The organism is Buttiauxella cochleicola (assembly GCF_021282435.1).
GTDB lineage: Bacteria > Pseudomonadota > Gammaproteobacteria > Enterobacterales > Enterobacteriaceae > Buttiauxella > Buttiauxella massiliensis.
Genome location: NZ_JAJSOT010000003.1, coordinates 156,356 through 180,211, shown reverse-complemented (window position 1 = coordinate 180,211; position 23,856 = coordinate 156,356). Strand labels below are relative to the sequence as shown.

Sequence of the window (23,856 nt, the reverse complement as noted above, 5' to 3'; positions counted from 1 at the left end):
ACTTAGATTAAGAGCTTGTTTGTCGAACACCCTGCTGGCATTATCCTGTGCAGGGATTAACGGGACGTTAATCGCAAGTAGTTGATTTTGATTTAAATGACTCGGGGTGCCCTTCTTCGTTGAAGGCTGAGAAATACCCGTACCACCTGATCTGGATAATGCCAGCGTAGGGAAGTCAGATGCCTGTCAGGTCATCCCTTCTTCACGCCGGGCAGGAGCTTTCAATATGCAGCCTGACCTGCTACCCGGCCACCGTGCCGCGTCGGTTTTACACAATTTACATCAAGCTTCCCCTTTGGTTCACTGCATGACTAACGATGTGGTGCAGAGTTTTACCGCCAACGTTTTGCTCGCTATTGGCGCAGCTCCAGCGATGGTTATTGAGCCAGAAGAAGCCGCACAATTTAGCCCTATAGCCTGCGCTCTACTCATCAATATCGGCACACTTACCTCTGAGCGCAGTACCGCAATGCTTGCAGCCATTCATGCTGCGAACCAATCTTCTACCCCCTGGGTGCTTGACCCCGTCGCGGTCGGTGGCCTGGAGTTTCGTACACAATTTGCACGCTCGATTCTTGAATTAAACCCTGCCGCAATTCGGGGGAATGCGTCGGAAATCATGGCGCTTGCGGGCGAGCACAGTGGTGGGCGAGGCGTGGACAGTACTGTAGATGCTCTTTCAGCTCTACCCGCGGCACTTAAGCTTGCTCAGATTAGCGGTGCAATTGTTGCGGTAACAGGTGAGGAGGATTACGTCACTGATGGGGAGAATGCCTGGAGCATTGCCGGTGGCGGCGCGTTGATGACGCGTGTTGTCGGCACAGGATGTGCACTTTCCGCCGTTGTTGCTGCCTGTTGTTCATTGCCCGGGTCCCGGTTAGACAATGTCGCTTCCGCCTGCCAGTTTATGAAATGTGCTGGCGAGCAGGCCATTGCTGCAAGTCGCGGGCCTGGTAGCTTCATTCCAGCCTTTCTGGACGCGCTTTATGCACTTAATGCGGAGGCTCTGGTATGAAAGGCGTCAAACGCATTAACGCGCTAACTATTGCTGGAACCGACCCGAGTGGTGGGGCGGGTATCCAGGCTGACCTTAAAACGTTCTCGGCATTGGGTGCGTATGGCACCAGCGTTATTACCGCGCTGGTTGCACAAAATACGCGTGGAGTGCAGTCGGTTTATCGTATCGAACCTGAGTTTGTCGCAGCCCAACTTGACTCAGTGCTGAGTGATGTTCGCATCGACACTGTCAAAATCGGCATGCTGGCAGAAACAGATATCGTTGAAGCCGTGGCCGAGAGGTTGGCATTTTACCAAGTCAAAAACGTGGTGCTTGATACGGTGATGCTGGCGAAAAGTGGCGACCCGTTGCTTGCTCCTTCGGCGGTAGAAAGTTTACGTCGCAGGTTATTACCGCAGGTGGCATTGATTACCCCGAACTTACCCGAAGCGGCAGCTTTGCTGAATACGGTACATGCTTGCAACGAACGAGAGATGAAAGAGCAGGGGGATGCATTGCTGGGGATGGGATGCAAAGCCGTGCTGATGAAAGGCGGCCATCTTGATGACGCTGAAAGCCCAGACTGGTTGTTTACCCAAAGTGGAACGCAGCGTTTTACTGCACCACGTGTGCAAACGCGTCATACCCATGGTACGGGTTGCACATTATCCGCCGCACTTGCGGCACTTTATCCACGCTATAACGACTGGCCTCAAACTATCACAGCGGCGAAAAAGTGGTTATCCCAGGCATTAGAACAGGCAGATTCGCTTGAAGTTGGGCAAGGAATTGGGCCAGTTCATCATTTTCACGAGTGGTGGTAATGGGGTAAATTTCCGCCGGGTATAAAACGTTACACCATAAAACAAACCGAAAGTGCTCCCGAGGTGGCGAATACTGTGAGTCGCGGCCAGGATTATGTCTGCCTGTTTTAACAAAAGCAGGCCAGGAGAATCCATCCTCAGCGGGCAGGGTGCTTGCTGAATTTACGGGAGCGTATTATGACTGATATTGCGCAGCTGCTTGGCAAAGATGCCGACAGCTTGTTACAGCATCGTTGTATGACTATTCCGGCAGACCAGCTGTATCTGCCAGGCTCAGATTATGTAGACCGCGTGATGGTGGATAACAACCGCCCGCCTGCAGTGCTACGAAACATGCAAACGCTGTATAACACCGGGCGGCTTGCTGGCACTGGCTACCTTTCCATTTTACCGGTCGATCAGGGTGTGGAACACTCCGCCGGGGCATCGTTTGCGGCAAATCCTCTCTACTTTGACCCGAAAAACATTGTTGAATTGGCGATTGAAGCGGGCTGCAACTGTGTCGCTTCAACCTATGGTGTGCTGGCATCGGTATCGCGACGTTACGCGCATCGCATTCCTTTCCTCGTCAAACTTAATCACAACGAAACGCTCAGTTACCCAAACACTTTTGACCAGACGTTATACGCAAGCGTCGAGCAGGCGTTCAATATGGGCGCGGTGGCAGTTGGGGCGACCATTTACTTTGGTTCGCCAGAGTCACGTCGCCAGATTGAAGAGATTTCAGTGGCGTTTGAACGCGCACATGAGCTGGGGCTGGTCACTGTTCTTTGGGCATATTTGCGTAACCCGGACTTTAAAAAAGACGGTGTGGATTACCACGTAAGCGCCGATCTTACTGGCCAGGCAAACCATCTGGCCGCCACTATTGGCGCGGATATCGTGAAGCAGAAGATGGCGGAGAATAATGGTGGCTACAAGGCGGTGAACTTTGGTTATACCGATGACCGTGTGTACACCAAACTGACCAGCGATAACCCGATAGACCTGGTGCGTTATCAACTGGCCAACTGCTATATGGGCCGCGCAGGGTTGATTAACTCCGGTGGTGCCGCTGGTGGTGAAACCGACCTGACAGATGCTGTGCGTACCGCTGTCATTAACAAGCGTGCGGGTGGAATGGGGCTGATTCTGGGGCGCAAAGCCTTTAAGAAATCTATGTCTGAGGGTGTTAAGTTGATTAATGCTGTGCAGGATGTGTATCTGAACAGCAAAGTGACTATCGCCTGATTTTCTGCGTATTGCTGGCGGGTTAGCGCAAGCGACGCCCGCCAAAAACTTTCCCACATTCATTAGTTACCTTCATCACAATTCCATAACACTTTGTGAAAAGCATCACGCCCCCCTGGACATATGTCCAAAAAATTACTCGCATTTAAGCACCTTTGAACGAGGCGGAGGTGATTTTTTACGCATAGAGTAAGTGGTGAAACGCTGTTTTAAATTAACAAAGGGACAATGACAGCCGTGAAAATAGAATCCGTAAACGTAACCGTTTTTACTTACCCAACTCGCCGAGTTTCTGACAGTGCAGGCCATTCTCACCCTGGCCCGGAAAGCCTTGCGAAAATGGCGATGCTGACGATTACCACTGATGAAGGTGACTGTGGTTACTCTTTCGCGCCACCAGAAGTGGTGCGCCCATATGTAGTGAATGCATTCTTCCGCAAAGTGCTGGTCGGGCAAGACCCGTTTAACCGCGAACGTATCTGGCAGGATCTGGTGCACTGGCAGCGTGGCAGCGCACACCAACTTACCGAACGTGCACTCTCGTTTGTTGAGCAAGCACTGTGGGATTTAATTGGCCGCAAACTGAAAGTGCCGGTCTACAAATTGCTTGGTGGATTCCGCGACAAAGTGCCTGCTTACGGCAGCACCATGTGCGGCGACGAACTGGAAGGGGGTTTATCTACGCCAGACGAATTCGGCCAGTTCGCTGAAAAGCTGGTCGCTCGCGGCTATAAAGCCATCAAACTTCACACCTGGATGCCACCGGTTGCCTTCGCTCCCGATCCAAAAATGGATGTTAAAGCCTGTGCCGCCGTGCGTGAAGCCGTTGGCCCGGATATCGATTTGATGCTTGATGGCTATCACTGGTACAGCCGCAGTCAGGCGCTGTATATCGGCAAGGCGCTGGAAAAACTCAACTTTGCCTGGTTCGAAGAGCCGATGGAAGAAGAGAGCATGGCTTCTTACGTCTGGCTTTCTGAGAACTTATCTATCGACGTTGTCGGGCCAGAAAGCCTCGGTGGCAAACATCATAGCCGCGCAGACTGGGTAAAAGCGGGCGCGTGCGACATCCTGCGTGCCGGAGCGAACGGCGTTGGCGGCATATCACCAACCATGAAAGTTGCTGCACTTGCCGAGTCCTTCGGCATGGACTGTGAAGTTCACGGCAACGGTGCGGCAAGCCTTGCGGTTGTCGGTGCGATTCGTAACTGCCGCTGGTACGAGCGCGGTTTACTGCACCCGTTCCTTGAATACGATGAGCCAGCCGCTTACCTGAACAGCATCGTTGACCCGATGGACGCCGATGGTTTTGTGCATTTGCCACAACGTCCGGGCTTGGGTGAGGACATCAACTTTGACTATATAGAAACGCATACAATAAGCCGTGATTAACCCGTTACAAAAATAATAAGCCCAGGCTGATAGCGCCTGGGTAGTCATTACCCTACAAAAACGGTATCTATCATGAATCGAAGCTCCCGACTGAGGGCGTGGTTGCTCACGCTCCTGTTCATGTTCGGCAGTAGCTCGGCGATGGCGAAAACGCCACCTGACCAGCTAATCATCGGCATGAATATGAATAACCTGCTCACCCTCGACCCGGCCGCCATGACCGGTAACGAAGTGGTGGGACTGGTGGTAAACCTCTATGACTCGCTGGTGGAGTTAGACCCTGCGAAACTCACCAACGTGCGCCCGGCACTGGCAACCTCCTGGGATATCTCGGAAGACGGCAACCGTCTGACATTCCACCTGCGCGATGGCGTGAAATTCCACTCTGGTAACGTACTCACCGCAGACGACGTGGTGTGGTCAATGCGCCGTGTTTTGCACCTCAATTTGGCGCAGGCATCAGTTTGGAAATCCTACGGCTTTAGCAAAAAGAACGTCGATGAGCATGTGAAAGCACTGGATGCCTCGACGGTGGAAATCACGCTGCCAAAAGCCAACGACCCGCAGCTGGTGATTTACTCGCTGGCGGCGTTGGGAAGCGTGGTGGTGCTGGACAGTAAAACGGTAGAACAGCATGTACAAAACGATGACTGGGGTAACCGCTGGTTGACGACCAACGAAGCGGGTTCTGGGCCATTTAGCCTTGATGTATGGCAGGCAAAAGATGTATTGCGTATGAAGCGCAACCCGGATTACTGGCGCGGCGCGCCTAAACTCTCCCGCGTGGTGTTCCGTCACTTCCAGGAGTCGCAAACTTTACGGCTGATGATCTCCAAAGGCGATCTGGATATTGCCAGCAACATGGCGGTATCTGACGTAAACGCCTTGCGAAAAGATCCCGATTTGACCGTCGATGCAGTAAAAAAAGGCACCATATATTACGTTGCCATGAGCATGAAGGAAGCGCATTTCGCCAACCCTAAAGTGCGCGAAGCGGTGCGCTATCTGATTGATTATCAGGGTATCAATAAAGCGTTGATGCCGGGGTACGGCGTGCTACATCAGCGCCCAATTCAATCTGGAATGCCGGCAACGCTTCCGAACCCAGGCTATGCGCTGGATATTCCACGGGCCAAAAAACTGCTGGCGGAAGCCGGTTATCCTGACGGGTTTGATACCACGCTGCGCGTACTTGCGGATCAGCCATTCCTCAATATTGCCATCGCGGTGCAGTCCACACTGATGCAGGCGGGAATCAACGCGAAAATCGTGACCGGCACGGGCAACCAGATTTACGGCGCAATGCGCGAGCGTAAGTTTGACATGTTGGTTGGGCGTGGCGGCAGTGGCGTAGAACCGCATCCGCATTCCAGCCTGCGCTCTCTGGTTTACAACCCGGATAACAGTGACGCTGCGCGTCTGACTAACTTCCAGGGTTGGCGTACCAGCTTCTACGACAAACAAATTAATCAGCAAATCGATAAAGCTCTGGTGGAGCGCGACCCAACTAAGCAGCGTGAAGAGTATCAGGCGATTCAGACCCGTTATGACGAGTTGATCCCTGCATTATTGCCGCTTTCACAAATGGTGGATTCGGTGGTGGTGCGCAATGAAGTGCAGAACTACCAGCCGCACCCATCAGCCACCACTTTCCTGCGTGATGTTTATAAAACGCCTGCTGCTGAAAATGGGGAGAACAAAGGATGAGCATGATCTTGCTGGCGCCGGGCGGCCGTGTCCGGCGTTTTTCAAAGCGCTTAAGCCAGGTGCTGGTCACCTTGTTTGGGTTACTGCTGCTGACCTTCTTTATTGGCCGCGTGATGCCAATCGACCCGGTGCTGGCGATTGTCGGCCCGGATGCAGACCAAAGCACCTATCAGCAGGTTTACCACCAGCTTGGCTTTGATCAATCTCTGGCAACGCAGTTTTGGATTTACCTCGGTGGCTTACTGCATGGCGACTTAGGCAACGCCCTGCTGACCGGAAAACCGGTGGTGGACGATATTCTGCGCGTGTTCCCGGCAACCCTTGAGCTGGCGACGGTGGCCATTATTGTCGGTGCGGGCCTTGGTATTCCACTAGGTGTCTGGGCGGCGGCTCGCCGTAACAGCGTGGTGGATTACGCCGTGCGCATTATCAGCCTCGCGGGTTATTCGACGCCGATTTTCTGGGTGGGGATGATGGGGCTGCTGCTGTTTTACGCCTGGCTCGGTTGGGTGGGTGGCGCAGGCCGCATTGATTTAGGGCTGGATGGCATTGTCCCGCGTCGTACTGGATTGTTGCTGGTGGATGCATTACTGGCGGGGAATAGTGCGGTCTTCTTCAACGCACTTAACCACCTGATTCTTCCAGCATCTCTTTTGGGTTTCCACTCGCTGGCTTACATCAGCCGCATGACGCGCAGCTTTATGCTGGCTCAACTGTCGCAGGAATTCATTATTACTGCGCGTGTGAAAGGGCTAACAGAGCGCCAGGTTATCTGGAACCATGCTTTCAGAAACATTCTGGTGCAGCTGTTAACGGTGGTGGCGTTGGCTTACGGCTCTTTATTGGAAGGTGCGGTGTTAATTGAAACCGTGTTCTCGTGGCCGGGTTTTGGGTCCTATCTCACGGGCAGTTTGCTGTTGGGCGATATGAATGCGGTGATGGGCTGTGTGCTGGTGGTTGGGGTGATCTTTGTGTTGCTGAACCTGCTTTCCGACATGCTCTACCAACTCTTTGATCCGAGGACAAAATCATGACCGTCTCCTTTGGAACACCTCAACTCACCGCTGCTGATGAGCGTTCATTACGCTTCAAACGTGCCGGTCTGCGGGCGATTGGGTTTATTGGCAAAATGGCGCGTAATCCGCTGACGGCGATTGGAGGAGGGATTGTTTTCCTGTTGTTGCTGGTGGCAATTTTCGCCCCGTGGATAGCGCCATTTAACCCACTGGTGCAGGATTTGAATAATGCGCTAACTGCACCAAACGCCACACATTGGTTTGGCACCGATGAGTTTGGGCGCGATATTTTTAGCCGCCTGGTTTACGGCTCACGCATCACGCTTTACATCGTATTACTGGTGTCGATAACCGTTGGTCCGCTTGGCTTGCTGCTCGGTGTGACCGCCGGTTACTTCGGCGGAAAAGTCGATATGGTATTGATGCGTGTCACCGACATCTTCATTTCGTTCCCAAGTTTGGTACTGGCACTGGCATTTGTTGCGGCACTTGGCCCCGGCCTTGAACATGTTGTGATTGCAATTACGCTCACAGCCTGGCCGCCGATTGCCCGCCTGGCGCGTGCGGAAACCCTTTCGCTACGGCAGGCTGATTTTATCTCTGCCGTCCGCCTGCAAGGGGCTTCGCCGGTGCGCGTGCTGTGGCGTCACATTGTGCCGCTGTGCATGCCGTCGGTGATTATCCGCATCACTATGAATATGGCGGGTATTATCCTGACCGCCGCCGGGCTTGGCTTCCTGGGGCTTGGCGCACAACCGCCAGAACCGGAGTGGGGGGCGATGATCTCCAGTGGGCGCACTTACATGATGGAGTGCTGGTGGGTAGTAACGATTCCGGGGCTGGCGATTTTAATCAACAGTCTGGCATTCAACTTCTTGGGAGATGGCTTACGTGACATCCTCGATCCTCGCAGCGAATAACTCGCCGCAACTGCTTGATGTACGCGACTTGAATGTGACATTCGTTAATGGTCGCCAGCAAACCCACGCGGTGCGTGGTGTTTCATTCCAGCTCGGGCGCGAGAAACTAGCCATCGTTGGCGAGTCCGGCTCCGGGAAATCCACAGTGGGCCGCGCGCTTTTGCAGCTTCACCCCAAAAAAGCGCAGATCACCGCCGATTGTATGCAGTTCGGCGACGTTGATCTGCTCAATGCTACTGACGCACAAATGCGTAATGTGCGCGGCAAACGTATCTCAATGATTATGCAGGACCCGAAATATTCACTGAACCCGGTGATGTGCGTTGGTGATCAAATTGCTGAAGCCTGGCTGACGCACCATCGCGTCGGCCATAAAGAGGCGAAACAAAAAGTGCTGGAGATGCTGGAAGTGGTGCGCATTCGCCAGCCGGAACGCGTCTATAACCTCTATCCGCACGAAGTTTCCGGCGGCCAGGGGCAGCGCATTATGATTGCGATGATGCTGATCACCGACCCGGAAATGGTGATTGCCGATGAGCCGACTTCCGCACTTGATGTTTCAGTGCGTTTGCAGGTGCTGGCGCTGCTGGACGATTTAGTGAAATCCCGTGGATTGGGGCTGATTTTCATTAGTCACGACATTAACCTGGTGCGCAGTTTCTGCGACCGTGTACTGGTGATGTACGCCGGGCGCGTTGTGGAATCAATCGCCGCAAAAGATCTGGATAACGCGCAGCATCCGTACACGCAGGGCCTGATAAGCGCCTTGCCGGATATGGACAAACGGCGTGCGCATCTGCCGGTTCTACAGCGCCAGGCCAGTTGGCTAACGGAATAAGGAGCAACGTATGTCATCCATGATTGAAGTCAGCCAGCTTAATTTAACCTTTGGCGAAGGGGCGAAAACCAACCAGGTGCTGTTCGATGTGAATTTCAACGTTGGGCACGGTGAGATTTTTGGCCTGGTGGGGGAGTCGGGTTCCGGGAAAACCACGGTGCTGAAATGCCTGGCGGGTTTATTTACCCACTGGCAGGGCAAGTTGGTAATTGACGGAACTGAACTCGAGCACAAAATCAGCCGCGAGCGGTGCCGCATGGTGCAAATGGTATTTCAGGACCCCTACGGTTCGCTCCATCCGCGCCATACCATAGGCGATATTCTGGAGGAGCCGCTACAAATCCAGGGATTCACTGACCGCGACCGGCGTATCAATATGATGCTGGATAAAGTTGGTTTAAACCGGGCATTTCGCAGTCGCTATCCGCATCAGCTTTCCGGTGGGCAACGCCAGCGTGTGGCGATTGCACGTGCGCTGATACTTGAACCGGAAGTGCTGCTGCTTGATGAACCTACTTCGGCATTGGATGTTTCGGTGCAGGCGGAAATTCTCAATTTACTTTCGGATTTACAGCAAGAATCGAAACTCACCTATTTAATGGTGACGCACGATTTAGGCGTCATTGCGCATTTATGCCATCGCGTGGGTGTGATGCAACACGGGCGTATTCTGGAATCGCTCGGCACCGATAATTTAATCAGCGGTGCCGCGCAAAATCCGTATACGCAAATGCTGGTTAACGCCAGCCGCCAATATAGCCGTGAAATGGCCCAGCAGGTGGCGCAGTTCTGACTCGACTCAATTGCCCGTCTGCTTAACCCAGCAGCGGGCAGTTTGGTGGCAGACGGCAGCTCAGCGCATTCGGATGGATATCAATGCGGAACTTCTGACTGGTCAGCGGCTCGCCATCAAGATTAAAAGTAATGTCGTGCGGGGCGGTTATCTCAAACCAGGATGAACGCCCATCAATGATATTTGGGTTGTCGTCCGGCTGCGTCAGAGTTTTAAAAATCGCCGGGAGCAACTCATCGCCGGTGAAAATGCGCAGTTCTAACAGCCCATCGTTAATCAACGCCTGCGGGCAAAGTTCTTGTCCACCTCCCGCCTGACGGCCATTGCCGATGCCAATCACCAGCGCGTCGCCTTGCCACTCAAAATTCTCACCACGAATTTCGCAGCGATCCGGTTTGAGCGTGTCGAGGCGAATCAGGCCGTGAACGAAATAGGCGATCCCGCCCAGTGCCGCTTTAAGTTTTTCCGGTGTTTCGGTGGTGATACGCGTCCCGAAACCACCGGTCGCCATATTGATAAACCAGGCCGATTCGTTCACCTGCACCAGATCGATAGGCGTCCCTTTGCCGACAATTGCCAGTTGCAGCGCTTTGTCCAACTCCTGTGGAATGCCGACGCTGGTGGCAAAGTCGTTGGCGGTGCCGAGCGGTAAAATGCCCAACACCGGACGGTGTTCAGGGGCAAGTTGCGCCAGCGCGGTCGCCACTTCGTTTATCGTGCCGTCACCGCCTCCGGCAATAACCGTATCAACGCCCATCCTGGATGCTTCTTCAACATAGCGAATCGCATCACCTTGTTCCCAGGTGACGCGGATGTGTAACGTGTACCCCTCATCACGCATGACGCTGACGGCGCTGCGCAAAATATCGTTATTAGCACCTTTGCCGTTCAGAATGACGAGCGATACCGGAAACTGCTCCATGGCAAACCTCTGGAAATGTAATTGAATTCAAAGTGTATCTTATGTGTGGGATTTGCGGGTAAGAACAGGCTGAGTCTGCGGGGTTTAGCAAAAAAGAAGGCCTGCGGAAGGGAGATTCCACAGGCCAATGAGGTGGTTCCTGGTACATATCCGTCATACTTCAAATTGTAGATGCGTTGGCTTTCCTCGTTCACCCCAGTCACTTAATTGAGTAAGCTCCCGGGGATTCACTGCGTCGCCGCCTTTCTACAATTCGAATTATTAAGATATAGCTAGCATTTATGGGTTATGTTTTTCAGCCCGGCGATAATAACCGTATACAGCGAAGCGGTATGTGATCGGTTTCTAAGAAATGTCCTGGCGCGGAAAAAATACCCACAATGAGTGACTTAGCGCGCGTTCTGAGCAACCAAATTGCGCATCAGCAGCGCGTAATCCAGCGAAACATCTTCTGGGACAGGCATCCAAACGGTGTGGCCATCGCCTGGAGCCACTTCAATCGGCTGCGCTTTGGTATTTTCCAGCACTTCCAGCGTGAAGGTGACGTTGCCTTGTGGCGTCATTAATTCCAGGCTGTCGCCGAGCAGGAATTTGTTCTTCACTTTCACTTCTGCCAGGCCGTCACGGCGTTCACCGGTAAATTCACCGACAAATTGCTGACTTTCAGAAACCGAGTGGCTGTACTCGTAATTCTGATAAGAATCATGATTATGGCGACGTAAGAAACCTTCGGTATAACCGCGATGCGCCAGTCCTTCAAGCGTGGTCAGAAGCGTTGGGTCGAACGGTTTTCCTGCAGCGGCATCGTCGATCGCACGGCGATAAACCTGAGCGGTACGCGCACAGTAGTAATAGGATTTGGTGCGGCCTTCGATTTTCAGCGAGTGCACGCCCATTTTGGTCAGGCGCTCAACATGTTCAATGGCGCGCAGATCTTTGGAGTTCATGATGTAAGTGCCGTGTTCGTCTTCGAACGCGGTCATGTATTCACCAGGGCGTTTGCCTTCTTCCATCAGGAACACTTTGTCCGTCGGTGCGCCAGCGCCTAAAGTCGGCTCGATGTTTTGCACCGGAATCGGCTCGTGAAGATGCACGATGTTGCCGACATCATCTTCTTTGCCTTCTTCAACTTTGTATTCCCAACGGCAGGCGTTGGTGCAGGTGCCCTGGTTCGGGTCACGCTTGTTGATGTAGCCAGAAAGCAGGCAGCGGCCTGAATAAGCCATGCACAGTGCGCCATGAACGAAGATTTCCAGTTCCATATCTGGCACTTGTTCACGCACTTCGGCGATCTCTTCCAGGGACAGTTCGCGTGAAAGAATCGCACGCGTCAGACCCATTTGTTTCCAGAACTTCACGGTTGCCCAGTTTACGGCGTTGGCCTGCACAGACAGGTGAACATCCATTTCCGGGAATGCTTCGCGTACCATCATGATAAGACCTGGGTCGGACATGATCAGCGCATCCGGGCCCATATCGATAACCGGTTTCAGGTCACGGATAAAGGTTTTCAGCTTAGCGTTATGGGGAGCAATGTTGACAACCACATAGAATTTTTTGCCGAGCTCATGGGCTTCGTTGATGCCGAGCTGGAGGTTCTCGTGGTTGAATTCGTTATTGCGCACACGCAGGCTGTAACGCGGTTGGCCCGCATAAACCGCATCGGCACCATAGGCAAAAGCGTAACGCATATTCTTCAGCGTTCCGGCTGGCGAAAGGAGTTCTGGTTTAAACATGATTTTCTCGTTCTGATTTCAGGTCAGAAATCACCGCACTGGGTGCGGTGATTTAAAAGCGCGTGCATAAGGCACAGTTTTAGGGCGGGAATTGTAGCGCTAATGCTCGTCATACTTCAAGTTGCAGGGGCGTTGGCTGCGCTCACTTACCCGAATCACTTACATAAGTAAGCTCATCGGGATAACTTCCCTTGCCGCCTACCTGAAACTCGAATTATTTTGAGCATATTAGTTCCAGAAACTACCTTTACGCAATACGGCACTCGTCGGCTTCCCAACGGTAACCCACACCATATACCGCGCGGATAAACGACTGTTCTTCATCTAATGCTTCGAGTTTACGGCGCAGGTTTTTAATATGGCTGTCGATGGTGCGGTCAGTCACCACGCGGTAATCATCGTAAAGCTGGTTCAGCAGTTGTTCGCGGGAAAAGACTTTGCCCGGTTCGTGGGAAAGGGTTTTTAGCAGTCGGAACTCAGCTGGTGTTAAGTCCAGCAGTTTGTCGCGCCAGCTTGCCTGGAAGCGGCCTTCATCAATGATTAACGGGCTGACTTCATCGGCTGCAACCGGGTCGCGCTGGCGTTTGCAGCGGCGCAAAATAGTTTTCACGCGCGCCACCACTTCACGCGGGCTGTACGGTTTACAGATGTAATCATCGGCACCAATTTCCAGCCCTAATAAGCGGTCGATCTCTTCGATTTTGGCGGTGACCATCACAATCGGAACTTCAGAGAAACGGCGAATTTCACGGCATAGCGTCAGGCCGTCGGTGCCTGGCAGCATCAAATCAAGCAGGATCAAATCCGGCGGTGTCTGGCGCACGAAAGGCAGCACTTTGTCGCCGTGGGTAATCAACTCTGGCGCATATCCCGCGGCACGTAAGTAATCAATCAACAGTTGGCCGAGCTTCGGCTCGTCTTCAACAATTAAAATACGCGGTGTGTTTTCGTCAATAGGTAATTCGGTCATACAGGTCTCAACGATTCTGGCTCCAGCGGTAACTCTACTGTAATGCTTACCCCGCCGAAAGGCGAATGCGAGGCGTAAAGCTTGCCGTTATGGGCCGCAACGATATTCTGGCAGATGGACAAGCCGAGGCCGGAGCCGCCGCTTGCGCGGTTGCGCGAACCTTCAGTGCGGTAGAAACGCTCAAACAGCATGGTGAGTTGTTCATCGCTGACACCCGGCGCGCTGTCGGCAAAGTGCATGACAAAACGTTGATTCACCACTTCGCCGGAGATAACCAGCTGGCCGCCCGCATCGGTGTAGCGCAGGCTGTTTTCCAACAGGTTATTGAATAACTGCATTAAACGATCGCTGTCACCGAAAATGGTGGCGCTATCAGGCAGCGCCAGGCTAATTCTTAAACCACGTGAGTTAAAGCGTTCGCGGAAGGCTCCCGCCACAATTTCCAGCAGGTTAATGATATCCAAAGATTGCTTCTGGTAGGCCAGTGCGCCTTCGTCAGACATTGACAATTGGTGCAGGTCATCAACCAGTTTGGTCAGTGTGGCGACCTCCATTTGTAGTGACGCCACGGATTCCGGCGTGAATTTACGCACGCCATCCTGAATCGCCTCCAGCTCGCCGCGTAAAATCGCCAGCGGGGTGCGCAATTCATGGGAAATATCCGCCATATACGCGCGGCGCATATTATGGTTTTTCTCAAGCGTGCTGGCGAGCTGGTTAAAGTCCTGCGCCAGTTTGCCGAGTTCATCCTGGCTGGTGGAGTCCACGCGGGTGGTGAAATCCCCGGCGGCAAGTTTGTGTGTCCCTTCAACCAGGCGCTTAACCGGTGCCAGCAGGCCACGCGCTAACAGGAAGGTTGCGGCGGCGGCGAGCAATGTTGCCAGGCCGACGATTATCCAACTGGTACGCCGTTGTTGGCGGTCGAAATTAATATCGGTGTTGCGCGTCAGGCGTTCAACCGGCGAGGCGACCACCCAGCCTGCATCACGGCCATTAACGTTTATCGCCCGGCGCATACCGTCGGTTGGAACCGGGCCACGTGGGCCAACCAGCACTTTATAATCCTGGTCGACGACCCAGAATTGAGTGCGCCAGCCGTGCGGTGGCAGGTTGTTATTTTCTACATCGCCATGCTCGAATGAACGCAGCAGCTTGAACATAAAGCGATCATTATTGCGCAGAAACTGCCAGTTTCCGTGCTGTTCATACTGCTCGCCCAACGCGTCGCTTAGCATCTCCAGCCGCTGTTCATTGCCGCGTTTGATGTAATCAATAAACCCATGTTCGAAACTGAGCCGCACACCCCAGTGCATGATTGCCAGCACCAGCAAGCAAGTCGAGAAAATCGCGAGGAACAATTTGCCGGTAATTCCAGGCCGCCAGAGCTTCATGAGCTCCTCCTTTTGCGTCGCGCAATCACGACATTTTTGGTGGTGTCTTTCGGGACGCGAGCAAAAATCAGTGCGGGCAGGGCGATAACCACCGCCATGCTGAGATACGTATACATAAACACGCTGTGGACTACGGTGCTATCTGCCGTCAGTTGATGATGACCGTACATTCCCAGTAACAATCCGGCGATGGTGACGCCGATACTCATCGAAAGCTGCATCACCATTGAGAGCATGCTGTTGCCGCCGCTTGCGAGGTCATCAGGTAAATCTTTCAGTGTTAGCGTGTTCATTGATGAGAAGCGCGTGGAGTTGACCATGCCAAGCAGGAACAAGACCACCGGCAGCAAGTAGTACCAACCCAGTAGTGCCGTCGCCATAAACAGCAGAATAACCAGTGATAAACCGAGCGTGGTGGCAACTAACACGTTGCGATAGCCAAAACGGTTAACCACCTGTACCACAATGCGCTTCATGCCCATGCTGCCGAGCACCATTGGCACCATCATCAGGCCCGCGTGGAATGGCGAAAAGCCAAGGCCGATTTGCAGGAATACCGGTGTCATAAACGGGATCATGCCGCTGCCGATGCGGCCGCAAAAACTGCCTAGTAGCCCGAGAGAAAATGTCTGCGTCTTAAAAAGGTTTAGATTGAATAGAGCGTTGTCATTGGCTTTGGCATGCCATAAGTAGAGCGCCATTGCCGTAGCACCGCCAGCAACCAACAACCACACAGTGGATGGGCTAACGCCTAAACCTTTCGCGCCATCAAGCGCAATGGTCAACGCCGCCATGCCAAATGCCAGATAGACAAAGCCCATCATGTCGAATTTACGTGTCTGCATGGTGTAGTTCGGCATCAGCCATAGCGTGGCGATGGCTCCGATAATGCCAACCGGCAGGTTAATCAGGAAGATCCAGTGCCAGGATGCATATTCAACCAGCACGCCGCCGAGCGCCGGGCCAAGCAGCGGACCAATTTGTCCGGGCAACGTGACGAAGGTCATCGCTGCCATATATTGCTCGCGCGGCACGATTTTCATCACCGTTAAGCGCCCGACGGGCACCATCATCGCACCACCGATACCTTGTACTACGCGCGCCATCACAAGCTCGTTAAGCGTTGAGGCGTGCGCGCAGAGCAATGAGCCAATGGTGAAGAGCACAATTGCGGTGAAGAAGATATTGCGCACGCCAACGCGGTCCGCCAGCCAGCCGCTTGCGGGCAACATTACCGCCACCGTCAACACATACGACACGATAACCGAGTGCATGTGTAACGGGCTTTCGCCCAGGCTCGCCGCCATAGAGGGCAGGGCGGTGTTGACGATGGTGGTGTCGAGCGACTGCATAAAGAAGCCAAAGGCGACTATCCACAGTTGCCAGCGCACGGCGGCAGGCAATTCGGTCATTTAAATATCCTTCATACTTGAAGCTGCAGCAGCGTTGCTGCGCTCTTTCGCCCAAATCACTTACTCAAGTAAGCTCATCGGGACTCATTCACTTGCGGCCTTGCTGCAACTCCAATTATTTTGGATATTCCAGTGCCATGGGATGATTAATCCGTTGTCGCAAGACGATCATTTTTACGCGCAAACCGCATCCGCAAACGATCAAAGAACAGATAAACCACCGGCGTGGTGTACAGCGTTAAAAGCTGGCTTACAAACAGGCCGCCAACAATCGTGATCCCTAGCGGCTGGCGCAGTTCCGCGCCGTCGCCACTGGTCAGCACCAATGGCAATGCACCGAAAAGTGCGGCAAGTGTGGTCATCATGATTGGGCGAAAACGCAACAGGCAGGCCTGGAAAATGGCTTCTTCAGGTTGCAGGTTGCCGTTACGCTGTGCGTCGATGGCGAAATCCACCATCATGATGGCATTTTTCTTCACGATACCAATCAGCAGCATGATGCCAATGAGCGCGATTAAGCTAAACGGCGCGCCAAAAATTTCCAGAGCTAACAACGCGCCAACCCCCGCGGAAGGCAGGGTAGAGAGGATCGTCAGCGGGTGAACGTAACTCTCATACAAAATCCCCAGCACGATATACACCGTGGCGATGGCAGCAATAATCAGCAAAACCTGGGATTTCATGGTGTCCTGGAATACCTGCGCGGTTCCGGCGTACATGCCGCGCACCGTGGATGGCACGCCGAGCGCGGTCATGGTGCGGTCGATAGCATCACTGGCTTCCGATAACGAAACCCCGGTTGGCAAGTTAAAGGAGACGGTGGAGGCGGCTGATAACCCCTGGTGGTTAACGGCAAGAGGGGCGTTAGCCGGCTGCCATTTGGCAAAATACGAAAGAGGGATGGCTTTGCCTTCTTTATTGATGACAAACATTTGGTCCAGTGCGCTGATGTCCTGGGTGTAACGCGGGTCGACTTGCATCACCACTTTGTATTGGTTAAGCGGCTGGTAAATTGTCGAAATCTGCCGCTGGCCAAAGGCGTTATTTAGCAGATTATTGGCATCTTGAACGCTTATGCCCAACCGTGACATGGTTTCACGATCATAAATCAGATCCATTTCTGCGCCGTTATCCTGGCTGTCAGAGTTCACATCCGCGAGCTGCGGCAATTTGGCCAGCGCCTGGCGTATTTTCGGCTCCCAGGTGCGCAGATCGGCCAAATTGTCCGACAGCAGCGTGTACTGGTAACTGGCATTGGCCTGGCGTCCGCCAACACGAATATCCTGCACGGCCATTAAGAACAGGCTCGCACCGGGTTCTTTTGCCAGTGATTGACGTAAACGATCGATAACCTGTTGCGCCGTCTCTTTACGTTCAGAAAGCGGCTTCAATGAGATAAACATCATACCGCTGTTTACCCGTGAACCACCGGTGAAGCCCGTTACATTATCCACTGCCGGATCATCCCGGACGATTTTCATAAAGTCCTGTAGCTTCCCACGCATCGCCTGGAATGAAATGCTTTGGTCGGCCTGAATGTTGCCCATCAAGCGCCCGGTGTCTTGCTCGGGGAAAAAGGTTTTTGGAATCGCGATATACAGCCAGATATTCAGTGCGATGGTTGCCAACAGCACAACACCTACTAATTTCGTATGGTTTAGCACCCATTTCAGCGAACGCCCATAGCCTTGTTGCATCGCGACAAGTACGCGTCCAAATCCACGGTTACGGGTTGGGGTATGCTGCGGTTTATTCTTTAATAACCAGCCACACATCATCGGCGTCAGCGTAATCGAAACCACCAGTGAGATACCGATGGCGACCGAAAGCGTGACTGCAAATTCTTTAAACAGCCGGCCCGGCAAGCCGCCCATTAACAGCAAAGGCAGGAAAACGGCGACTAACGACAGGCTCATCGACAACACGGTAAAACCGACTTCGCGCACCCCCTGAAGTGCTGCCTGCAACGGTTTCACGCCCGCTTCGAGATGGCGGGAAATATTCTCCAGCACCACTATAGCGTCATCCACCACAAAACCGGTGGCGATGGTTAGCGCCATCAGCGACAGGTTATTGAGGCTAAAGCCGCACAGGTACATAGCGATGAAGGTGCCGATGAGCGACACCGGAACCGCGACTGCGGGTATGAGTGTTGCGCGCCCGGACCGCAGGAACAGGAACACCACCAAAATCACAAGTGCGACCGAAATAACCAACGACTGCTCGACTTCAGCAAGAGAGGCACGAATGGTTGGTGAGCGATCCTGGGCGATTTGCAAATCGATCGACGCCGGAATAGTTTCCCGCAACTCAGGGATTTTCGCCCGAATCCTGTCAACCGTCTCTATGATGTTCGCTTCCTGGGATTTACGAATCATCAGCAAAATCGCGGGTTTCGCGTTGGTCATCCCGGCGTTACGCACGTCTTGTACTGAATCGGTGACGTTAGCGACATCACTCAGTTGTACCGCACCACCATTGTTGTAATGAATGATTAACGGCTTATATTCCGCTGCGGTTTTTAGCTCATCGTTTGTCTGCAATTGCCAGCGTTTAGAACTATCTTCCACCGCACCTTGTGGACGGCGCACGTTGGCATTGTCGATAGCGGTGCGGACGGCATCGAGCGAAACGCCCTGGTTGAATAGTGCTTGCGGGTTGAGATCTACACGCACCGCAGGCAGCGAACTGCCGCCGACATCCACATCACCCACGCCATCAATTTGCGAGACGGTTTGCGCCAGTTGTGTGGAGGCGAAATCGTAGAGTTGGCCTTGCGAAAACGTATCGGAAGTCAGCGTCAGAATCATAATGGGTGCGTCTGACGGGTTAGCTTTGCGATAGGTCGGGCGGCTTGGCATTCCACTTGGTAGCAGGCTTTGCGCGGCGTTTATCGCGGCTTGCACATCACGCGCGGCTCCGTTGATATCGCGGTCAAAAGTAAATTCCAGAATGATGCGCGTGCTGCCAAGCGAACTCGACGAGGTCATCTCATTCACGCCAGCAATACGCCCGAGCGCCCGTTCAAGTGGCGTTGCCACTGACGATGCCATGGTTTCAGGTGAAGCGCCCGGCAGTGAAGCGCTGACCATAATGACCGGGAAATCCACCTGTGGCAACGGGGCCACAGGCAGCAGGCGGAAGCCCAACACGCCGCACAATGTGATGGCGGCGGTCAGCAGAATGGTGGCGACGGGCCGGTAGATGAACAGTGCAAAGAATTTCACAGCACTTCCTCATCACGACGACCAAAGCGGCGGCGCACCGCATGCGACAGGTTATCGAACAGCAAATAGATAACCGGCGTGGTAAACAGGGTTAATACCTGGCTCACCAGCAGACCACCGACCATGCCAATCCCGAGCGGGCGGCGCAGTTCTGCACCCACACCGGTTGAGAGCATCAACGGCAGTGCACCAAGCAGGGCGGCGAGGGTAGTCATCAGAATCGGACGGAAACGCAGTAAACAGGCCTGGTAAATCGCATCGTATGGTTTCATGCCTTGTTCACGCTCAGCCGCGAGGGCGAAGTCGATCATCATGATGGCGTTTTTCTTCACTATGCCGATAAGCAAAATGATGCCGATGATGGCAATGACATCCAGTTCGGCTCCTGCCAGCATTAACGCCAACAGTGCGCCTACGCCCGCAGTCGGCAGTGTCGACAGGATAGTTATCGGGTGAATGAAGCTTTCGTATAACACGCCGAGCACGATGTACATAGCCACCACTGAAGCCACGATTAGCCAGATGGTGCTCCCTAACGCGTTCTGGAAGGCGAGGGTGCTGCCCTGGAATTGAGTGGTGATATCAGCGGGCATGGCGAGATCTTTTTCCGCCGTTGTAATCGCTTTAACCGCATCCTCCAGCGAATGGCCGCTCGTGACGTTAAATGAGAACGTCGTAGACGGGAACTGATCGAGATGGTTTATCGTCAACGGGGCAAAACGCTGCTCGATTTTGGCAATGCTACTCAGCGGCACGCTGCCGCCATCAGTGCTGGCAAGGCGAATATTATCCAATCCGCTCAGGCCAGGTGTGGTGCTGGTATCGTGCTCAAGTACCACTCGATACTGGTTGGCCTGAGTATAAATAGTGGAAATCAGGCGCTGACCAAATGCGTTATAGAGCGCGTTATCGACATCTGACATGGAGATACCAAGGCGGCTGGCACTGGCCCGGTCAACATTCACATAGGCCACCAGCCCCTGATCCTGCCAGTCGCTGCTGACGTCAGCCAGTTGCGGCAAAGCTCGCAATTTTTCAGTTAACTGCGGCACCCAGGTGCTGAGTTCATCCAACGAAGTAGTCTGCAAGGTGAACTGATACTGCGTACGGCTAACCGTTGTATCGATGGTCAAGTCTTGCACTGGTTGCAGGTAAAGCTCGACCCCCGGCACTTTTGCCACGTTAGTTTGTAAACGCTCAATCACTACCGGAATACGGTCGTCACGGTCGCTCAATGGTTTGAGGTTAATTTGCAAACGCGCACTATTCAGAGATGGATTGGTACCATCCACTCCTATAAATGAAGTCAGGCTTTCGACCGCAGGATCTTTCATTATCACATCTGCAACCTGCTGTTGGCGCTGCGCCATGCTGGCAAAGGAGACAGATTGCGGTGCCTGTAAAGTGCCCTGAATAATGCCGTTATCCTGGATCGGGAAGAAGCCTTTCGGAATGAAAATCCACAGTACAACGGTGAGTGCCAGGGTGCCAAAAGCGACTCCCAGAGTGAGCCACGGGTGGTTTAACACGCGGGTTAACATGCGCCCATAACCGGCAATTACGCGATCGAAGAAGCGTTCACTGGCGCGGGAGAAACGGTTCTGCTTGCGCAGTGATTCGTGGCTTAACATCCGTGCGCACATCATTGGCGTAAGCGTCAGCGACACTACCGCCGATATCAGAATCGCAATAGCCAACGTGACGGCAAATTCCCGGAACAAACGGCCAACGATATCGCCCATAAACAGCAGTGGGATCAGCACAGCAATCAGCGAGAAGGTCAGCGAGATAATCGTAAAGCCAATTTCCCCCGCGCCTTTTAGCGAGGCGGCGAGGGGCTTTTCGCCTTTTTCGATATAACGCGAGATGTTTTCGATAACCACAATCGCATCATCGACCACAAAACCGGTAGCGATGGTTAACGCCATCAGCGTCAGGTTGTTTATCGAGAAGTCGAGAAACACCATCACCGCAAAAGTCCCGATCAACGACAGTGGCACTGCAACCGCCGGGATAATGGTCGCCGGAACGTTACGCAGGAACAGGTAAATAATCATGACGACCAGCGCGATGGCGAGCATCAGCTCATGCTGGGTGTCGTTAACGGAGGCGCGGATGTTGGTTGTGCGGTCACTGAGCAGTTTGACTTCAACCGATTTCGGCAGGCTTTTGGTTAGCGCGGGCAGCATCGCGCGGATGCTATCGGCGGTGTCGATAATATTCGCCCCCGGCTGGCGCTGCACATTCATCACTATCGCCGGTTGCTTGTTCGCCCACGCACCAAGCCAGGTGTTTTCAGCCCCTTGTTCAACGGTTGCCACATCACCAAGACGAATTGGTGCACCGTTCTGATAAGCAATAATCAGGTTGCGATACTCTTCAGCCGATTGCATTTGGTCGTTGGCCGAAAGCGTGACGGCGCGTTCAGGGCCATCCAGGCTGCCTTTTGCTGAGTTAACGTTGGCACTGGTGATGGCCGTGCGCACGGTTTCGCTGGTCAAGCCCAGTGCGGCAATCGCCGGTGCGTTGAGTTTCACGCGGACCGCCGGGCGCTGGCCGCCGGAAAGCGTGACCAGGCCGACGCCGGAAACCTGGGAGATTTTCTGTGCCACGCGCGTTTCTACCATGTCTTCGACCTGCGTCATCGGCATGGCAGTTGAGGTGACGGCGAGAGTCATAATTGGTGGATCCGCCGGGTTTACTTTGCTGTAAACCGGCGGATTCGGCAGGTCGTTTGGCAACAGGTTAGTGGCGGCGTTAATCGCGGCTTGTACTTCCTGTTCGGCAACATCAAGTGGCAACGTGAGCTGGAATTGTAATGTTACAACCGATGCACCACCGGCACTTTGTGACGACATCTGTTTGAGGCCCGACATCTGGCCAAACTGGCGCTCAAGCGGCGCAGTAATTGCTGATGTCACTACATCCGGGCTGGCTCCAGGATAAAGCGTTACCACCTGAATTGTTGGGTAATCCACTTCGGGTAATGCAGATACAGGCAAGAAGCGATAGCCAATAATACCGGCCAGCAAAATGGCCACCATCAAAAGTGTGGTGGCAACTGGCCGTAGGATAAACAGGCGCGATGGGCCACCTGTGGCGCTCGGTGGTAACACCTGCATCAGGAAGCCGCTCCGTTACGTTTGTGTTTTGGTGCAGGTTCGGTACTGCTGGTTGTCGCTGATTGTGCTTCGACCACTTCCACTTTCGCGCCTTCGGTCAGGCGATCAATGCCGTCCGTTACTACTCGCACACCTGCAGAAAGGCCAGCGGTTATAACGACTTTCTGGCTATCCTGAATGCCGGTAGTCACCAGGTGTTTGCTGACTTTATCTTCGTTATTGAGCACCCAGACAAAGCTGCCTTCATTGCCCATTTGTACCGCAGCAGTGGGAACAACCACGGCATCTTGCTGGGTATCTACCAGCATGCGGGCATTAACAAACTGGTTTGGGAACAGTGCATCGTCTTCATTATTAAAGCGGGCTTTGAGTTTGATGGTGCCAGTGGTGACATCAATCTGGTTATCCAGACTCAGCAGTGAGCCGCTGCTGAGCTTTTGCTTATTAGTCCGATCCCAGGCTTCAACACTCAGTGTTGCTCCTGCCTTTTGCGCTTTAACCACGGTGGCAATATCACCTTCAGGCAGGGTAAAGATCAGGTCAATAGGATGTGTTTGGGTCAGCACTACAATCCCGGCGGTATCACTGCTGGAGATCTGATTGCCGACATCGACTTGTTTTAACCCCACACGGCCATCGATTGGTGCGGTGATGCGGCTCCAGTCGAGCTGCAACTGAGCGCTGGCAACTGCGGCTTCATCAGCTTTAATCGTCCCGACAGATTCATTGACTAACGCTTGTTGAGCATCCAATTCCTGACGTGACACGAGATTGGTTTTAACCAGTTGCTGGAAACGCGCCAGGTCACGGCGTGCATTGGCAAGCGTTGCCTGATCTTTTGCTAACTGCCCCTGTGCCTGGGCAAGGGTGATTTTGAACTGGCTTGGATCGATTTCAGCCAGTAAATCACCAGCTTTTACCTGCTGCCCTTCCTGGAAGTGAATCGCCAGTAATTGCCCATCCACACGGCTGCGCACAGTAACGGTGTTCGCGGCAGTGATAGTGCCAAGACCTGCGAGATAACGGGGTACAGATTCACTGGTCGCCGTTGCGGCCTGAACCGGCGCTAGTGCACCGCCGCGCATCCCCTGGCGGTTGCCGGCATGGCGCTGCTGAGTTGATTGCGAACCTGCGGTGTCGTTACCCGTGCTCGAATGGCGCCAGTAAAAAATGGCGGCGATAACGACAATGACTGCTGCTGCAATCCATAACCCACGTGCGGTGAATGTGCCTTTCATAGATTTACGTCTTCTCTTCCTGAAACGATTATCCCCGTCGTACTCAGGGGTTAGGCCTAATGATACTAGTGTAGTGAGTTAAGGCGGCGGAAAAATGGAGGAAATATGAAGTACTGTATGG

At 53.5% G+C, this 23,856-nt stretch carries 17 protein-coding genes and 1 riboswitch; of the genes, 9 read left to right on the top strand and 8 right to left on the bottom strand.

Features of this window, described 5'->3' with window-relative positions:
• Positions 1-92: 92 nt before the first annotated feature.
• Positions 93-190, top strand: a riboswitch (TPP riboswitch).
• Positions 191-226: 36 nt separating this feature from the next.
• The 9 genes from thiM to LVQ77_RS09695 all read left to right on the top strand — a co-directional run bounded on the left by thiM (position 227) and on the right by LVQ77_RS09695 (position 9,717).
• Complete coding sequence (gene thiM / locus LVQ77_RS09735) at positions 227-1,015, top strand: hydroxyethylthiazole kinase (RefSeq protein WP_232865196.1); 789 nt, start codon at positions 227-229, stop codon at positions 1,013-1,015.
• Positions 1,012-1,821 (top strand): bifunctional hydroxymethylpyrimidine kinase/phosphomethylpyrimidine kinase, encoded by an 810-nt coding sequence (gene thiD, locus LVQ77_RS09730; RefSeq protein ID WP_232904339.1) that lies wholly within the window; start codon positions 1,012-1,014, stop codon positions 1,819-1,821. The genes thiM and thiD overlap by 4 nt, the downstream gene beginning before the upstream one ends.
• Before the next feature lie 177 nt (positions 1,822-1,998).
• Positions 1,999-3,051, top strand: coding sequence for a class I fructose-bisphosphate aldolase (fbaB, locus tag LVQ77_RS09725; protein WP_232865198.1), 1,053 nt, complete (start codon positions 1,999-2,001; stop codon positions 3,049-3,051).
• Between the two features lie 237 nt (positions 3,052-3,288).
• Positions 3,289-4,443, top strand: a complete 1,155-nt coding sequence (locus LVQ77_RS09720) for a mandelate racemase family protein (RefSeq protein ID WP_232865199.1) — start codon at positions 3,289-3,291, stop codon at positions 4,441-4,443.
• A gap of 72 nt (positions 4,444-4,515) precedes the next feature.
• On the top strand, positions 4,516-6,150 hold the full coding sequence (locus tag LVQ77_RS09715; protein WP_232904338.1) for an ABC transporter substrate-binding protein: 1,635 nt from the start codon (positions 4,516-4,518) through the stop codon (positions 6,148-6,150).
• Positions 6,147-7,184, top strand: a complete 1,038-nt coding sequence (locus tag LVQ77_RS09710; RefSeq protein WP_064512345.1) for an ABC transporter permease — start codon at positions 6,147-6,149, stop codon at positions 7,182-7,184. The genes LVQ77_RS09715 and LVQ77_RS09710 overlap by 4 nt, the downstream gene beginning before the upstream one ends.
• Positions 7,181-8,086 carry an ABC transporter permease gene (locus tag LVQ77_RS09705; RefSeq protein WP_232904337.1) on the top strand — a complete coding sequence of 302 codons (906 nt, stop codon included), beginning with the start codon at positions 7,181-7,183 and terminating at the stop codon, positions 8,084-8,086. Before LVQ77_RS09710 ends, LVQ77_RS09705 begins: the two co-directional genes overlap by 4 nt.
• The gene (locus tag LVQ77_RS09700) at positions 8,058-8,924 is read left to right on the top strand and encodes an ABC transporter ATP-binding protein (RefSeq protein ID WP_232904336.1); all 867 of its coding nucleotides are present in this window, start codon (positions 8,058-8,060) and stop codon (positions 8,922-8,924) included. The genes LVQ77_RS09705 and LVQ77_RS09700 overlap by 29 nt, the downstream gene beginning before the upstream one ends.
• 19 nt (positions 8,925-8,943) lie before the next feature.
• Complete coding sequence (locus LVQ77_RS09695; protein WP_151994529.1) at positions 8,944-9,717, top strand: ABC transporter ATP-binding protein; 774 nt, start codon at positions 8,944-8,946, stop codon at positions 9,715-9,717.
• 22 nt (positions 9,718-9,739) lie between these two features.
• On the opposite strand, the gene yegS is transcribed toward LVQ77_RS09695, so the two are convergent.
• The 8 genes from yegS to LVQ77_RS09655 all read right to left on the bottom strand — a co-directional run bounded on the left by yegS (position 9,740) and on the right by LVQ77_RS09655 (position 23,735).
• Positions 9,740-10,639, bottom strand: coding sequence for a lipid kinase YegS (gene yegS, locus LVQ77_RS09690; protein ID WP_232904335.1), 900 nt, complete (start codon positions 10,637-10,639; stop codon positions 9,740-9,742).
• Between the two features lie 389 nt (positions 10,640-11,028).
• Complete coding sequence (gene trhP / locus LVQ77_RS09685; RefSeq protein ID WP_232865205.1) at positions 11,029-12,375, bottom strand: prephenate-dependent tRNA uridine(34) hydroxylase TrhP; 1,347 nt, start codon at positions 12,373-12,375, stop codon at positions 11,029-11,031.
• Positions 12,376-12,622: 247 nt separating this feature from the next.
• Complete coding sequence (gene baeR / locus LVQ77_RS09680; RefSeq protein WP_232904334.1) at positions 12,623-13,345, bottom strand: envelope stress response regulator BaeR; 723 nt, start codon at positions 13,343-13,345, stop codon at positions 12,623-12,625.
• Positions 13,342-14,736, bottom strand: coding sequence for an envelope stress sensor histidine kinase BaeS (baeS, locus tag LVQ77_RS09675; RefSeq protein WP_232865206.1), 1,395 nt, complete (start codon positions 14,734-14,736; stop codon positions 13,342-13,344). The genes baeR and baeS overlap by 4 nt, the downstream gene beginning before the upstream one ends.
• Positions 14,733-16,148, bottom strand: a complete 1,416-nt coding sequence (locus LVQ77_RS09670; RefSeq protein WP_232904333.1) for an MFS transporter — start codon at positions 16,146-16,148, stop codon at positions 14,733-14,735. The genes baeS and LVQ77_RS09670 overlap by 4 nt, the downstream gene beginning before the upstream one ends.
• Positions 16,149-16,294: 146 nt before the next feature.
• Positions 16,295-19,375, bottom strand: a complete 3,081-nt coding sequence (gene mdtC, locus LVQ77_RS09665; protein WP_232904332.1) for a multidrug efflux RND transporter permease subunit MdtC — start codon at positions 19,373-19,375, stop codon at positions 16,295-16,297.
• Positions 19,372-22,497 carry an MdtB/MuxB family multidrug efflux RND transporter permease subunit gene (locus LVQ77_RS09660; protein WP_232904331.1) on the bottom strand — a complete coding sequence of 1,042 codons (3,126 nt, stop codon included), beginning with the start codon at positions 22,495-22,497 and terminating at the stop codon, positions 19,372-19,374. Before LVQ77_RS09660 ends, mdtC begins: the two co-directional genes overlap by 4 nt.
• A complete protein-coding gene (locus tag LVQ77_RS09655) occupies positions 22,497-23,735 on the bottom strand; it encodes an MdtA/MuxA family multidrug efflux RND transporter periplasmic adaptor subunit (protein ID WP_232904330.1) in 1,239 nt (412 codons plus the stop codon). Before LVQ77_RS09655 ends, LVQ77_RS09660 begins: the two co-directional genes overlap by 1 nt.
• Positions 23,736-23,856: the final 121 nt, after the last annotated feature.